Source organism: Pseudomonas sp. GL-RE-26, from assembly GCF_019956275.1.
GTDB classification, from domain to species: domain Bacteria; phylum Pseudomonadota; class Gammaproteobacteria; order Pseudomonadales; family Pseudomonadaceae; genus Aquipseudomonas; species Aquipseudomonas grandcourensis.
Genome location: NZ_JAHBDI010000030.1, coordinates 25716 through 38377, shown reverse-complemented (window position 1 = coordinate 38377; position 12662 = coordinate 25716). Strand labels below are relative to the sequence as shown.

At 57.2% G+C, this 12662-nt stretch carries 16 protein-coding genes and 1 tRNA gene; 6 read left to right on the top strand and 11 right to left on the bottom strand.

Annotated elements, in window-relative coordinates:
- Positions 1–2 precede the first annotated feature (2 nt).
- Positions 3–365, top strand: a complete 363-nt coding sequence (locus tag KGB07_RS18685) for a hypothetical protein (protein WP_223466181.1) — start codon at positions 3–5, stop codon at positions 363–365.
- A 27-nt stretch (positions 366–392) separates the two neighbouring features.
- Here KGB07_RS18685 and KGB07_RS18680 read toward each other — a convergent pair whose 3' ends face one another.
- Positions 393–605 (bottom strand): hypothetical protein, encoded by a 213-nt coding sequence (locus KGB07_RS18680; protein WP_223466180.1) that lies wholly within the window; start codon positions 603–605, stop codon positions 393–395.
- An 82-nt stretch (positions 606–687) separates the two neighbouring features.
- Between KGB07_RS18680 and KGB07_RS18675 the strand changes: the two genes are divergently transcribed.
- A complete protein-coding gene (locus tag KGB07_RS18675; protein WP_223466179.1) occupies positions 688–1611 on the top strand; it encodes a DNA cytosine methyltransferase in 924 nt (307 codons plus the stop codon).
- A 22-nt stretch (positions 1612–1633) separates the two neighbouring features.
- On the opposite strand, the gene KGB07_RS18670 is transcribed toward KGB07_RS18675, so the two are convergent.
- Positions 1634–1969, bottom strand: a complete 336-nt coding sequence (locus KGB07_RS18670; RefSeq protein WP_223466178.1) for a hypothetical protein — start codon at positions 1967–1969, stop codon at positions 1634–1636.
- A gap of 87 nt (positions 1970–2056) precedes the next feature.
- Between KGB07_RS18670 and KGB07_RS18665 the strand changes: the two genes are divergently transcribed.
- The 4 genes from KGB07_RS18665 to KGB07_RS18650 all read left to right on the top strand — a co-directional run bounded on the left by KGB07_RS18665 (position 2057) and on the right by KGB07_RS18650 (position 4848).
- Complete coding sequence (locus KGB07_RS18665) at positions 2057–2632, top strand: hypothetical protein (RefSeq protein WP_223466177.1); 576 nt, start codon at positions 2057–2059, stop codon at positions 2630–2632.
- Between the two features lie 130 nt (positions 2633–2762).
- A complete protein-coding gene (locus tag KGB07_RS18660; RefSeq protein WP_223466175.1) occupies positions 2763–3167 on the top strand; it encodes a hypothetical protein in 405 nt (134 codons plus the stop codon).
- Positions 3168–3379: 212 nt separating this feature from the next.
- The gene (locus KGB07_RS18655) at positions 3380–3796 is read left to right on the top strand and encodes a hypothetical protein (RefSeq protein WP_223466174.1); all 417 of its coding nucleotides are present in this window, start codon (positions 3380–3382) and stop codon (positions 3794–3796) included.
- Complete coding sequence (locus tag KGB07_RS18650; protein ID WP_223466228.1) at positions 3697–4848, top strand: tyrosine-type recombinase/integrase; 1152 nt, start codon at positions 3697–3699, stop codon at positions 4846–4848. The genes KGB07_RS18655 and KGB07_RS18650 overlap by 100 nt, the downstream gene beginning before the upstream one ends.
- Positions 4849–4930: 82 nt before the next feature.
- On the opposite strand, the gene KGB07_RS18645 is transcribed toward KGB07_RS18650, so the two are convergent.
- The 9 genes from KGB07_RS18645 to thrS all read right to left on the bottom strand — a co-directional run bounded on the left by KGB07_RS18645 (position 4931) and on the right by thrS (position 12384).
- Positions 4931–5007, bottom strand: a tRNA-Pro gene (locus tag KGB07_RS18645).
- Positions 5008–5096: 89 nt separating this feature from the next.
- Positions 5097–5453, bottom strand: a complete 357-nt coding sequence (locus KGB07_RS18640; protein WP_003179985.1) for a MerR family transcriptional regulator — start codon at positions 5451–5453, stop codon at positions 5097–5099.
- Positions 5434–5736, bottom strand: a complete 303-nt coding sequence (gene ihfA / locus KGB07_RS18635; protein ID WP_002553164.1) for an integration host factor subunit alpha — start codon at positions 5734–5736, stop codon at positions 5434–5436. Before ihfA ends, KGB07_RS18640 begins: the two co-directional genes overlap by 20 nt.
- A 3-nt stretch (positions 5737–5739) precedes the next feature.
- Positions 5740–8118, bottom strand: a complete 2379-nt coding sequence (gene pheT / locus KGB07_RS18630; protein ID WP_223466171.1) for a phenylalanine--tRNA ligase subunit beta — start codon at positions 8116–8118, stop codon at positions 5740–5742.
- 26 nt (positions 8119–8144) lie between these two features.
- Entirely contained in the window at positions 8145–9161 is a 1017-nt protein-coding gene (pheS, locus tag KGB07_RS18625; protein WP_007975711.1) for a phenylalanine--tRNA ligase subunit alpha, read from the bottom strand.
- A gap of 109 nt (positions 9162–9270) precedes the next feature.
- Positions 9271–9627 carry a 50S ribosomal protein L20 gene (gene rplT / locus KGB07_RS18620; RefSeq protein WP_007905879.1) on the bottom strand — a complete coding sequence of 119 codons (357 nt, stop codon included), beginning with the start codon at positions 9625–9627 and terminating at the stop codon, positions 9271–9273.
- 28 nt (positions 9628–9655) lie between these two features.
- Positions 9656–9850, bottom strand: a complete 195-nt coding sequence (gene rpmI / locus KGB07_RS18615; protein WP_002553160.1) for a 50S ribosomal protein L35 — start codon at positions 9848–9850, stop codon at positions 9656–9658.
- A gap of 60 nt (positions 9851–9910) precedes the next feature.
- Complete coding sequence (gene infC, locus KGB07_RS18610; RefSeq protein WP_172668659.1) at positions 9911–10462, bottom strand: translation initiation factor IF-3; 552 nt, start codon at positions 10460–10462, stop codon at positions 9911–9913.
- Entirely contained in the window at positions 10462–12384 is a 1923-nt protein-coding gene (thrS, locus tag KGB07_RS18605) for a threonine--tRNA ligase (RefSeq protein ID WP_046041582.1), read from the bottom strand. The genes infC and thrS overlap by 1 nt, the downstream gene beginning before the upstream one ends.
- Positions 12385–12662: the final 278 nt, after the last annotated feature.

The window sequence follows — 12662 nt, the reverse complement described above, 5'->3', positions numbered from 1 at the left end:
CCATGAGCACATTTGCCGTATTCGGAATGAATGAGCACTTCGCCCGCGAAGAGGCGAAGCGCAAGGTTCGCGACTTCAAGATTGAGAAGGGTCAGCGAATCGAACTGTCCATGAGCCAGTGGCTCCAAGCTGTCGAAGACCGCGTGATCAAGATCATGGACGGCAAGCGGGTCGCCCAACTCAGCAGCATGTTTGATGCCCCCCAGTACGCCGCCGACTACGCCGAGCGGATCCGCAAGCTCGGGCGGTGCCGCGACGTGATCATCAGGGCAAAGATCAAGCTGCCGCAGAACGATTTGAGAAGGAAGTCGCCCACCAAGCTTTCGTGGATGGACTACTCGCCGGAGTCGACAGCTGCCGCCTGACTCTCCCTCACTTACTGCACTGAAGCGCTACGAAAGCTTTGTGAAGGAAAACTCCTCAAGGTTGTCGTTCAGATATTGGGCGATTTCCAGAGCCTTATCAAAAGAAGTACCCGCCTTTAAATCGAAGCCGAAAAGATCGTTCGGCATGTCTGCGTCAGCGGTTGCGTACTCAATGCAAATCCATGGGTGCCTGCTCTCGTATTGCTTGACCGTAAAAAGTGGTCGGGCGCGGTGAGTCATACGTTTCTCCTTTCCGGCTTCATGTCGGGAAATCAACCAATAGCCCACAAAAACAATTCACGCCAGCCGGCGAGGATCCCCTATGCAATCAGCAATCGACTTATTTTCCGGCTTCGGCGGATGGACAAAGGGTGGCCGAAACGCCGGCCTCAATGTTCTTTGGGCTGCAAACCACTGGCCTGAGGCAGTCGAGTGGCATACCCGCAACAACCCGGACACAATCCACGCGTGCCAGGACCTGCACCAGGCTGACTGGTCGCAAGTGCCGAAGCATGACGTGATGCTGGCGTCCCCATGCTGCCAAGGCCACACGAAGGCCCGTGGCCTGGCACAAGCTGACCCAAAGCGGGACAACTCACGATCAACAGCATGGGCACCGGTCGGCAATGCCGAAATCAACCGGCCCGATTTTGCCATTATCGAAAACGTACCCGAGTTCATGGACTGGATTCTGTACCCAGCCTGGGCAGATGCGATGCAGCGTTTGGGCTATGCCTTGGCACCGCACATCGTGGACTGCGCCGATCTTGGCGTGCCGCAGCACCGCGTGCGCCTGTTCATGGTCTGTTCCCGCAGCAAGGCGCCACTGCACTTGCAACTTCCTCGCTATCAGCACGTGCCCGCCAGACAGATCATTGATTTCGACGCCGGCAAGTGGTCGCCAATCGAGAAGCCCGGTCGCGCGCCGTCGACGTTGATCCGGGTAGAAAACGGTCGTAAGCGATTCGGCGAGCGATTCGTGATGCCCTACTACGGATCAGGCTCAGGCCTCACGGGGCGAAGCCTGGATCGTCCGATCGGCACCATCACTACCTTGGACCGCTGGGCAGTGGTTGATTGCGACAAGATGCGGATGATCACCGCCGATGAAGCGATGGCCGCCCAGTCATTCCCCGCCGACACCCTTCGACCAGACAACCACCGCCTGACCATGCACATGACTGGCAATGCGGTGCCGCCGCTTGCGGGCCAGAGAATCATCGAAGCGCTCAAAGCAGCCGCTTAATTATGGTTCATCCAAAGATGGGTCAGCGATCAGGAAGGTCCAAGTCGAAAAAATTTTTCGCTGGCTGTTGGTCTTCTCCACCCAGGTTCCACAAATCTTCCTTCGGTCCAAGCGAAGCAAAGACTTTCGGATGGTAATGACACAAATACGCCACTCTGTCAGGCGGCAGACTCACTGCCTTCGCAATTGCCCGTGTCGACCTGTGGTCGAAAGCCCCCGGCTTTTTTGACTCCGCTTGCAGCCAATCGAATATCTTCGCTTTGTCGCGCCTATCGTCCCAGAGCTGCTTGCCTTTCTGAATGGCGAGCACAAGGCCGCCACCAATAGCCCCCGATACTAATTCACTCCATTCCGACATTCCGCAACTCCTTATTGTTTGTTCAAGCGACTTTAGCCGATTTCAACTCAACCCACCGCCCGGGCATGCCCCGGCCAAGGACGCCCCATGCCCACAGAAAACAAACCGGCCGAGCCTGGCTTTGACCTGAACACGCCCGATGGCGGACGCAGTTACATCGCCCACCTGTTCAAGACCGTGCTCAAGCGTCACGACTACCGCCAATACATCAGTGAGCGGCTGGCCGGCGACTTCGCGTGCACGCTGGCGCAACACTTCGAGGATGTAAAAGCTCGCGAGCAAGCCCTGCAGCTGCGCCTGAACGCAGCGGATCAGCGGATTGATGGCTGCTCCGGTACCTGCGAGTGGAGTCGGGAAGACGACAGCGGTATCTGGCATAGCGGCTGCGGCGTGACCTGGTCATTCCATGATGACGGTCCGGAAGAGAACGGCATGCACTTCTGCCACTCCTGCGGGAAGACGTTGGCGGTTGAAGCCACCGCGTCGGAACCCGAGCAGGATGATGACTGGCATATGAACCCCTGCAAGCAAGGTCATCGCGATGTCGGCGCGGCCGGCGGCGTTGCTCACTGCTACACCTGCGACGAGAAGATCACGGCAGCCACCACGCAGGAAGCTTTCGAGCAATGGAATGCAGAACACCCGGCAAGCGTGCAGCCATGAGTCCATTCGATGCCCCTGTCGAAGTCGCGTTCGATGGTTATTTCGGCTTCCCCGTCAGAATCAATATCTCCGAAATGCTGTAACTCCCTCCCCCTTCAAAGTCAGCCGCTATAGCGGCAAGGACGAAGTCATGCCTGAAGAAAATATTTTGCCCGTCGTCTCGGCCGGCATTGAATACGCCTATTCCAACAATGGTGAGGAATGGACTGCTGACTGGTGTTCGTTCCTCAGCCAAAACGATGAGTTCGCACCTGGTGATGAGTGCCAACGAGGCGAAGTCCACTATGCAGATCCTGCCGAGTTCGTCGATTCGGACGCTGTGATTGATGCCATGGCAAATAACGCAGCATCGAGCGACCTTGGCGAGTGGGCCGATGATTTTCCGAACGTCAGCGCCGATGCCAAGCAGGAACTGGAAGACCTTCTTGACGCCTGGGCTCGCAAGAACTGCGACTGCACGTTCTACCGCGTCAAGAACATTGAGACGTTCACGATCAGCGCTGAAGACTTGGATCAGGAAACGGTGACCCCATGATCTTCGCCCCGCTCTACATGCTCTGGCTCATCTACATGGGGCCGCGTCGGTAAGGGTTCACCCCGCCAGCCACCTCAGGGGAGAAAGCGTGTACGCAACTGGCGAGGTGAACCAATAAACCGTAGCTCACCCGCTCAGCTCGACTGACGCCCCTCATCTGATTTCACCGTCCACTTACCAGCCTGCCGATGAGCGGCGGGCGAGGAATCCCTATGTCTAATCGAAGCGCGGCCCAAGTCGCGCCCGTCCCTCCCCGGTTTATCCGAGCCATGGATGCACCTGGCTACCTCGGCATGTGCCGGGACGTGTTCAACAAAACTGTCCGGCCGAACGTTCGCGAATTTCCCATCGGAAAACAGGGCGTTGGCTTCGACCGGATCGAGCTCGACCAGTGGGCGGACGCCTATATCGAAGCCATGGCAATTGAAAAGGCTGCAAATCAGGACAACAATCGCCCTCGCAGCGAGCGCCAGGGCAAGAAGCAAGGAGAATTGCCATGGCCCAAAAAGCAATCACAGGCCTCCAGCAAATGCCGAACGGCATCTGGAAGATCGATAAAAAGTACAGAGGAGAACGAATTCAAGAGAGTACTGGCACTTGTAACCGCGCCGAAGCAGAGCAGTACCTGATTCACAAGCTGGAGCAGCTTCGCCAGCAGAAGGTGTACGGCGTTCGGCGGGTCAGGACTTGGCGGGAGGCTGCAACTCGCTTCCTGCTCGAAGTGAAGGACCAAGCTTCAATCCACATTTCGGCTACTTACATGGAGCAGCTCGACCCATTCATTGGCGATATGCCGCTCACACACATCGACGACGACGCGCTCGCCCCTTACATCCAGTCGAAGCTACACCCGGCTGAAGGTCGGCCCGTCACAAACCGTACGGTGAACATCGCGCTGCAAAGGGTGATTCGAGTGTTGAACCTTTGTGCGCGGAAGTGGCGGGATGAAGAGCGCCGGCCATTGCTCGATGTTGTTCCGATGATCTCTCTGCTGGACGAGAAAACGAACAGCCGGAAGCCCTACCCGCTTTCATGGGAAGAGCAGTCGATTCTATTCGCCGAACTCCCGGCGCACCTGCAGACCATGGCCTTGTTCAAGGTCAACACGGGATGCAGGGAGCAGGAAGTTTGCAAGCTTCAGTGGAATTGGGAGATTGCGGTACCGGAACTCGGAACGAGCGTGTTCCTGATTCCGGCAGGATTTGGGGGCAGAAGTGCCAGGTCTGGAGTTAAGAACCGAGACGAACGTCTGGTCGTTTTGAATGACGTGGCCAAATCGGTGATCGAGAAGCAGCGCGGCAGTCATCCGCTCTACGTGTTCCCGTTTGGCAAGCCTGATGGCGAGGGGAATGAAACGACGGTTCACCGCATGAATGACTCGGCCTGGAAGAAGGCGCGGATCAGAGCGGCAAAGAAGTGGCAGGAGAAGTTCTTGCGGCCGGCACATGATGGCTTTGCCAGAATCCGCATTCACGACTTGAAGCACACCTTTGGGAGAAGGCTACGTGCTGCTGGTGTGACTGAGGAGGATCGGAAAGCGCTGCTCGGCCACAAGAACGGAAGCATCACCAGTCACTACTCGGCAGCGGAACTGGATCAGCTCATTGCGGCGGCAAATAAGGTATCAGCAACCGACTCGCGCGCACCAGCGCTGACGATTCTGAAAAGGAGGGAAGCATGAACAAAAAGGCCAGGGTCACTCGGAAAGTCACTATGGCAGAAACAACAAAGCCGCTCGAAAGCGGCTAAGTCATTGAAAAATATGGTCGGGACGGAGTGATTCGAACACTCGACCCCTAGCACCCCATGCTAGTGCGCTACCGGACTGCGCTACGCCCCGACTAGGCGTGAAACTCATCCCTCATCTCGAGGAACGCTCAAGAATATATCGCAAGCTTTTGAAAACTGGAAGTATTTAAAAGCGAGATTTTATTTCTTGAGTACCACCAGAACATCTTCGAGCTCGGCGATCATCTGGCGGATCATTTGTTTGTATTGGGTGGTGTCGTCTTTGGCTTCATCACCGGACAAGCGCAGGCGCGCTCCGCCGATGGTGAACCCCTGATCGTAAAGAAGCGCGCGGATCTGCCGGATCATCAGTACGTCTTGGCGCTGATAATACCGGCGGTTTCCGCGGCGTTTGACAGGGTTGAGTTGAGGAAACTCCTGCTCCCAGTAGCGCAGCACGTGTGGTTTGACCGCACACAGCTCGCTGACTTCACCAATGGTGAAGTAGCGTTTGCCCGGGATGACGGGGAGCTCGTCGTTATGACTTGGTTCCAGCATAAGCCTCAACTCGGGCCTTCAACTTCTGCCCTGGACGAAAGGTGACCACACGGCGAGCCGTGATCGGGATTTCTTCCCCCGTTTTCGGATTGCGGCCAGGCCGCTGGCGTTTGTCCCGAAGGTCGAAATTGCCGAAACCGGACAATTTGACTTGTTCGTTGTCTTCAAGAGCGTGCCTGATTTCTTCAAAAAACAGTTCGACCAATTCCTTGGCCTCCCGTTTATTCAGGCCCAGCTCTTCATACAGACGTTCCGCCATCTCAGCTTTCGTCAGAGCCCCCATACGTCACTTCCTTAACGTGGCGTTCAACCTTTGTTCGAGCGAGGTGAGGATGTTTTGCGTTGCGGTATTCACCTCATCGTCATTAAGAGTGCGCGATGGATGCTGCCAGGTCAAGCCGACTGCAAGGCTTTTTCTATCAGGATCAATGCCTTTACCCTGATACACGTCAAATAGCCTGAGGTCTGTCAGCCATTCGCCTGCATTTTCACGGATTACGTCCAGTACAGCCGTGGCTGCAACGTCTTTGTGAGCAATCAGTGCAAGGTCACGACGCACTTCAGGAAAGCGCGATAACTCGTGGAATTTTGGCATTTTGCCCGACGCCACTTCCGCCAGAACCAACTCGAAGACGAAGACCGGACGGTCGAGGCCGAGGGTTTTCGACAGCTCAGGGTGGATCGCGCCAATAAAGCCGACCAGACGACCGTCACGTTCGATGCGCGCGGTTTGACCCGGGTGCAGCGCTGGGTGCTTGCCCGGCACGAAAGTGAACGCATCCAGGGCACCGGCGAAGCCCAGCACCGCTTCCACGTCAGCCTTGACGTCGAAGAAGTCGACGGTATCGCGCCCCTGCGCCCAGCCTTCCGGCAGGCGACTGCCGCAAACAACACCCGCCAACATCGGCTCTTGCTTAAGACCTTCGAGCTGACCAACGAAACGAAGGCCGCTTTCGAACAGACGCACGCGGTCCTGCTGACGATTCAGGTTGTGCTGAAGCGCCTTGACCAGACCCGGCCACAGCGACGAACGCATGGCAGCCATGTCATTGGAGATCGGATTGGCCAGCAGCAACGGCTCGACACCCGGATTAAACAGTTCGAACTGTTTCGGATCGATGAAGCTGTAGGTAATTGCTTCCTGATAACCACGGGCAACCAGCAGGCGGCGCAGTTCAGGCAGATCGCTACGGGCTTCTGCCTTGGCTTGCGGCGCCAGACGCGCTTGCGGGTAACGAACCGGCAAACGGTTGTAGCCGTACAGGCGTGCCAGTTCTTCGATCAGGTCGACTTCCAGGCTGATATCGAAGCGATGGCTTGGCACTTCTACACGCCACTGCCCTGCCCCGTCGGCAGTAATGGTCAGGCCCAAGGCATTGAGCAGACGCTCCACTTCGGCCGAATCCATCTCCATACCCAGCATCTGGGTAATGCGCTGGGCACGCAGGGTGATAGGAGCAATTTTCGGCAGGTGCTGTTCGCTGACGGTCTCGATGATCGGACCCGCTTCACCACCCGTGATGTCCAGCAGCAAGCCAGTCGCGCGCTCCATGGCCTCGCGGGCCAGTTGCCAGTCCACACCGCGCTCATAGCGATGGGATGCATCGGTGTGCAGGCCATAGGAACGGGCCTTGCCCGCTACGGCGATCTGGTCGAAGAAAGCGCTTTCCAGGAACACATCGCGCGTGGTCGCGGAAACACCGCTGTGCTCGCCACCCATGACGCCGGCGATTGCCAGAGCGCGGGAGTGGTCGGCAATCACCAGCGTATCACTACGCAGGCTGACTTCCTGGCCGTCGAGAAGCACCAGCTTCTCGCCGTCTTCAGCCATGCGCACACGGATGCCACCGTTGATTTCAGCGAGATCGAAGGCATGCAGCGGCTGACCCAGTTCCAGCATCACGTAGTTGGTGATGTCGACGGCAGCGTCGATGCTGCGCACGTCTGCACGACGCAGGCGCTCAACCATCCACAGTGGCGTAGGCCTGGACAGGTCGACGTTACGAATCACACGACCGAGGTAGCGCGGGCACGCGGCGGGCGCCAGCACTTCTACCGAACGCACTTCGTCGTGCGCGGCAGTAACCGAAGCCACGACCGGACGGACCACCGCAGCGGCGTACAGGGCACCGACTTCACGGGCCAGACCGGCCAGGGACAGGCAGTCACCACGGTTCGGGGTCAGATCGACCTCGATGCTGGCGTCTTCCAGGTCCAGATAAACGCGGAAATCCTCGCCCACCGGCGCATCGGCCGGCAGTTCCATCAGGCCGTCATTGCCTTCACCGACCTGCAGCTCGGATTGCGAGCACAGCATGCCGTTGGACTCAACGCCACGCAGCTTGGCCTTCTTGATCTTGAAGTCGCCTGGCAGCTCGGCACCGATCATGGCGAAAGGAATCTTCAGGCCCGGGCGCACGTTTGGCGCACCGCAAACTACCTGGAAGGTTTCCGAACCATTGCTGACCTGGCACACGCGCAGTTTGTCGGCGTCCGGGTGCTGCTCGGTGCTCAGCACCTCACCAACGACCACGCCACTGAAAACACCGGCGGCCGGCGTAACGCTATCGACCTCAAGACCGGCCATCGACAGACGAGCAACCAGCTCGTCGCGACTTACCTGCGGGCTAACCCAGCCACGCAGCCATTGTTCACTGAATTTCATCCTGCTCTCCTAAGAATTCGTTACGACTAGCGAAATTGCGCAAGGAACCGCAAGTCGTTGTCGAAGAACAGACGCAAGTCGTTCACGCCGTAACGCAGCATGGCCAGACGCTCTACGCCCATGCCGAAGGCAAAGCCCGAGAACTCTTCCGGGTCGATACCGGACATGCGCAGCACGTTCGGGTGAACCATGCCGCAGCCCATCACTTCCAGCCAGCCGGTCTGCTTGCAGACGCGGCAGCCTTTACCGCTGCACATCACGCATTCCATGTCGACTTCAGCGGATGGCTCGGTGAACGGGAAGTACGAAGGACGGAAACGCACCGCCAGTTCCTTTTCGAAGAACACCCGCAGGAACTCTTCGATAGTGCCTTTGAGGTCGGCGAAATTGATGTCGCGATCGATCAGCAGGCCTTCGACCTGGTGGAACATCGGCGAGTGGGTGATATCGGAGTCGCTGCGGTATACACGGCCTGGGCAGACGATGCGGATCGGCGGTTGTTTCGACTCCATGGTGCGGACCTGTACCGGCGAGGTATGGGTGCGCAACAGCATGTTCGCATTGAAATAGAAGGTGTCGTGCATCGACCGGGCCGGGTGGTGGCCTGGGATGTTGAGCGCTTCGAAGTTGTGATAATCGTCTTCGACCTCAGGGCCTTCGGCGATGCCGTAGCCAATACGGGTGAAGAACTGTTCGACGCGTTCCAGAGTGCGGGTGACCGGATGCAGTCCACCGGAGGTCTGACCACGGCCAGGCAGGGTCACGTCAATGGACTCGGCAGAGAGTTTGGCAGCCAGATCGGCTTCTTCAAACAATGCCTTGCGCGCATTAAGGACCTCTGTGACACGTTCCTTGGCAACGTTGATCAGCGCACCGACCTGCGGGCGCTCTTCTGCCGGCAAATTCCCCAGGGTCTTCATCACCTGAGTCAATTCACCCTTCTTGCCAAGGTAGTGAACCCGGATTTGCTCCAGGGCATTGATATCTTCAGCGCTTTGCACAGCCTCTAGGGCTTGAGAGACGAGCGCATCCAGGTTTTCCATGTACAGACTCCAGATACAAAATAGGGGAAGAGCTTGAAGGCTCTTCCCCTATTTATGACGTTTAACACCTGGCCCCACAGATGCGAGGCCGGGTAACTGTCGGGGGTACTTAAGCCAAGGTGGCTTTAGCTTTCTCGACAATCGCAGCAAACGCCGCTTTTTCGTTCACTGCCAGATCAGCCAGAACCTTACGGTCGATCTCGATGGACGCTTTTTTCAGGCCGGCGATGAAACGGCTGTAGGACAGACCGTTGATACGAGCACCAGCGTTGATACGAGCGATCCACAGAGCGCGGAACTGACGTTTTTTCTGACGACGGTCACGGTAGGCGTATTGGCCTGCCTTGATTACCGCTTGCTTGGCAACACGGAATACGCGGGAGCGTGCGCCGTAGTAGCCTTTAGCAAGTTTCAGAATTTTTTTGTGACGCTTACGGGCAATGACGCCACGCTTTACACGAGCCATGAGTTACTTCCTCTATTCTTGACTAAAATTAACGAAGGCGCAGCATGCGCTCGACTTTTGCCACGTCAGACGGATGCAGCAAGCTGCTACCGCGCAGTTGACGCTTACGCTTGGTCGACATTTTGGTCAGGATGTGGCTCTTGAAAGCGTGCTTGTGCTTGATACCGTTAGCAGTTTTCAGAAACCGCTTAGCAGCACCACTTTTGGTCTTCATTTTTGGCATGTTCGGATACTCCGCATTCAGTTGATAAACATAATCAGAAGGCCTGCCGTGCCCTGTTGATTACTTCTTCTTTTTCGGGGCGATGACCATGATCAGCTGGCGTCCTTCCATCTTAGGATGCTGTTCGACCGAACCGTACTCGAGCAAGTCACCTTCAACTCGCTTGAGGAGTTCCATCCCCAGCTCCTGGTGGGCCATCTCACGGCCGCGGAATCGCAAGGATACCTTGGCCCTGTCCCCATCACTCAGGAAACGTACCAGGTTGCGCAGTTTTACCTGGTAATCCCCTTCCTCCGTCCCTGGACGAAACTTGATTTCTTTAACCTGAATCTGTTTCTGGTTTTTCTTGGCCGCAGCAACCTGCTTCTTCTTTTCGAAGATCGACTTGCCGTAGTCCATCAGTTTGCAAACAGGGGGTACTGCATCGGCGGAAATCTCCACCAGATCCAGCTTGGCCTCTTCAGCCTTAAGAAGCGCGTCTTCAATTGACACAATCCCAAGCTGTTCACCTTCAGCCCCAATTAACCGAACCTCGCGTGCCGAGATATTCTCGTTGATCGGGGCTTTCGGTGCAGCTCGTTTATCTTGTCTCATTTCACGCTTAATAATAATTACTCCGAATCTGGGCGACCACGCCGGGAAACCGCTTGCGCGAGAAACTCAGCGAACTGGGCGACGGGCATCGAGCCCAGGTCAGCACCTTCACGAGTACGCACAGCGACAGTCTGCATCTCGACTTCCCGATCTCCGATAACCAAGAGATAAGGAACCTTGAGCAAAGTATGCTCGCGGATTTTAAAGCCGATCTTTTCATTTCTCAAGTCAGACTTGGCACGAAATCCGCTTTCGTTGAGGGTTTTTTCAACTTCAGCGGCAAAATCGGCCTGTTTATCAGTGATATTCATCACCACTGCCTGGGTCGGCGCCAGCCACGCAGGGAATGCACCCTCGTAGTGCTCGATCAGAATTCCGACGAAACGTTCGAAGGACCCCAGGATCGCCCGGTGCAACATGACCGGGTGCTTGCGGCTGTTGTCTTCGGAGACGTATTCGGCTCCCAGACGGACAGGCAGGTTAAAATCGAGCTGCAGGGTACCACATTGCCAGACGCGACCGAGGCAATCTTTCAGCGAGAACTCGATCTTCGGACCGTAGAACGCACCCTCGCCCGGCTGCAGATCGTACGGCAGGCCCGCGCTATCAAGGGCTGCGGCCAGCGCAGCTTCGGCGCGATCCCAAAGCTCGTCGGAACCGACGCGTTTTTCCGGACGAGTGGACAGCTTCATTTCGACATCTTTAAAGCCGAAATCGGCGTAGACGTCCATGGTCAGCTTGATAAACGCGGCGGACTCGGCCTGCATCTGCTCTTCGGTGCAGAAGATGTGGGCGTCGTCCTGAGTGAACGCGCGCACGCGCATGATGCCGTGCAAGGCACCCGATGGCTCGTTACGGTGGCATGCACCGAACTCGGCCAGGCGCATCGGCAGCTCGCGGTAGCTTTTCAGGCCCTGGTTGAACACCTGCACGTGGCACGGGCAGTTCATTGGCTTGATCGCGTAGTCGCGGTTTTCCGACTGGGTGGTGAACATGTTGTCGGCGTAGTTGGCCCAGTGCCCGGATTTCTCCCACAGGCTGCGGTCAACGACTTGCGGCGTCTTGATCTCCAGGTAGCCGTTGTCGCGCTGAACCTTGCGCATGTACTGCTCGAGCACCTGGTACAAAGTCCAGCCGTTCGGGTGCCAGAACACCATGCCCGGCGACTCTTCCTGGGTGTGGAACAGGCCCAGGCGCTTGCCGATCTTGCGGTGGTCGCGCTTTTCGGCTTCTTCAATGCGCTGGATGTAAGCCGCCAGTTGCTTCTTGTCCGCCCATGCGGTGCCGTAGACGCGCTGCAATTGCTCGTTCTTGGCATCGCCGCGCCAGTAGGCGCCGGACAGCTTGGTCAGTTTGAAGGATTTCAGGAAGCGGGTGTTCGGCACGTGCGGACCGCGGCACATGTCGACGTATTCTTCGTGATAGTACAGACCCATGGCCTGCTCGTTCGGCATGTCTTCGACCAGGCGCAACTTGTAGTCTTCGCCACGGGCCTTGAACACTTCAATCACTTCGGCGCGCGGAGTGACTTTCTTGATCACGTCGTAATCTTTCTCGATCAGCTGCTGCATGCGCTGTTCGATGGCCGCCAGGTCGTCCGGAGTGAAAGGACGCTCGAAGGCGATGTCGTAATAGAAACCTTCATCGATGACCGGACCGATGACCATCTTGGCAGTCGGGTACAGCTGCTTGACCGCGTGGCCAACCAGGTGGGCGCAAGAGTGGCGAATGATCTCCAGCCCCTCTTCATCCTTTGGCGTGATGATTTGCAGCGACGCGTCGCTGTCGATGATGTCGCTGGCGTCGACCAGCTTGCCATCGACCTTGCCGGCAACGGTGGCCTTGGCCAGGCCTGCACCGATGGATGCGGCGACCTCGGCTACGGAAACCGGGTGATCGAATGAACGTTGACTGCCGTCGGGAAGAGTAATAGTTGGCATGGCGCCTCCTCTCCTAGTGGTGACCCCTACCAAAGGTCACGTGGGTTGGGATGAGCCAGTACAAGATCCGGTCCAGGCCATTCAATGACGAACGCCTGCCTTACAGCGGCAGGAGCCTTGCGGCCAACCGGAAAACCGAACCAGAGTGACTGGGATTCAAATCAGGGTTAATCGTGCATCTGCCGCCACCGGGACTGAAGGTCCGTCGGAGCCTGCAAACGCCCGAGCGGGGCATGCTAGCACAGATGAACGGTTGTCGACTTGCACGCATTCAGGCC

Excerpts from the sequence above, each read along its gene's own strand:
- KGB07_RS18685 (WP_223466181.1), top strand. The coding sequence starts at position 3 with ATGAGCACATTTGCCGTATTCGGAATGAATGAGCACTTCGCCCGCGAA.
- KGB07_RS18680 (WP_223466180.1), bottom strand. The coding sequence starts at position 605 with ATGACTCACCGCGCCCGACCACTTTTTACGGTCAAGCAATACGAGAGC.
- KGB07_RS18675 (WP_223466179.1), top strand. The coding sequence starts at position 688 with ATGCAATCAGCAATCGACTTATTTTCCGGCTTCGGCGGATGGACAAAG.
- KGB07_RS18670 (WP_223466178.1), bottom strand. The coding sequence starts at position 1,969 with ATGTCGGAATGGAGTGAATTAGTATCGGGGGCTATTGGTGGCGGCCTT.
- KGB07_RS18665 (WP_223466177.1), top strand. The coding sequence starts at position 2,057 with ATGCCCACAGAAAACAAACCGGCCGAGCCTGGCTTTGACCTGAACACG.
- KGB07_RS18660 (WP_223466175.1), top strand. The coding sequence starts at position 2,763 with ATGCCTGAAGAAAATATTTTGCCCGTCGTCTCGGCCGGCATTGAATAC.
- KGB07_RS18655 (WP_223466174.1), top strand. The coding sequence starts at position 3,380 with ATGTCTAATCGAAGCGCGGCCCAAGTCGCGCCCGTCCCTCCCCGGTTT.
- KGB07_RS18650 (WP_223466228.1), top strand. The coding sequence starts at position 3,697 with ATGCCGAACGGCATCTGGAAGATCGATAAAAAGTACAGAGGAGAACGA.
- KGB07_RS18640 (WP_003179985.1), bottom strand. The coding sequence starts at position 5,453 with ATGCTGGAACCAAGTCATAACGACGAGCTCCCCGTCATCCCGGGCAAA.
- ihfA (WP_002553164.1), bottom strand. The coding sequence starts at position 5,736 with ATGGGGGCTCTGACGAAAGCTGAGATGGCGGAACGTCTGTATGAAGAG.
- pheT (WP_223466171.1), bottom strand. The coding sequence starts at position 8,118 with ATGAAATTCAGTGAACAATGGCTGCGTGGCTGGGTTAGCCCGCAGGTA.
- pheS (WP_007975711.1), bottom strand. The coding sequence starts at position 9,161 with ATGGAAAACCTGGATGCGCTCGTCTCTCAAGCCCTAGAGGCTGTGCAA.
- rplT (WP_007905879.1), bottom strand. The coding sequence starts at position 9,627 with ATGGCTCGTGTAAAGCGTGGCGTCATTGCCCGTAAGCGTCACAAAAAA.
- rpmI (WP_002553160.1), bottom strand. The coding sequence starts at position 9,850 with ATGCCAAAAATGAAGACCAAAAGTGGTGCTGCTAAGCGGTTTCTGAAA.
- thrS (WP_046041582.1), bottom strand. The coding sequence starts at position 12,384 with ATGCCAACTATTACTCTTCCCGACGGCAGTCAACGTTCATTCGATCAC.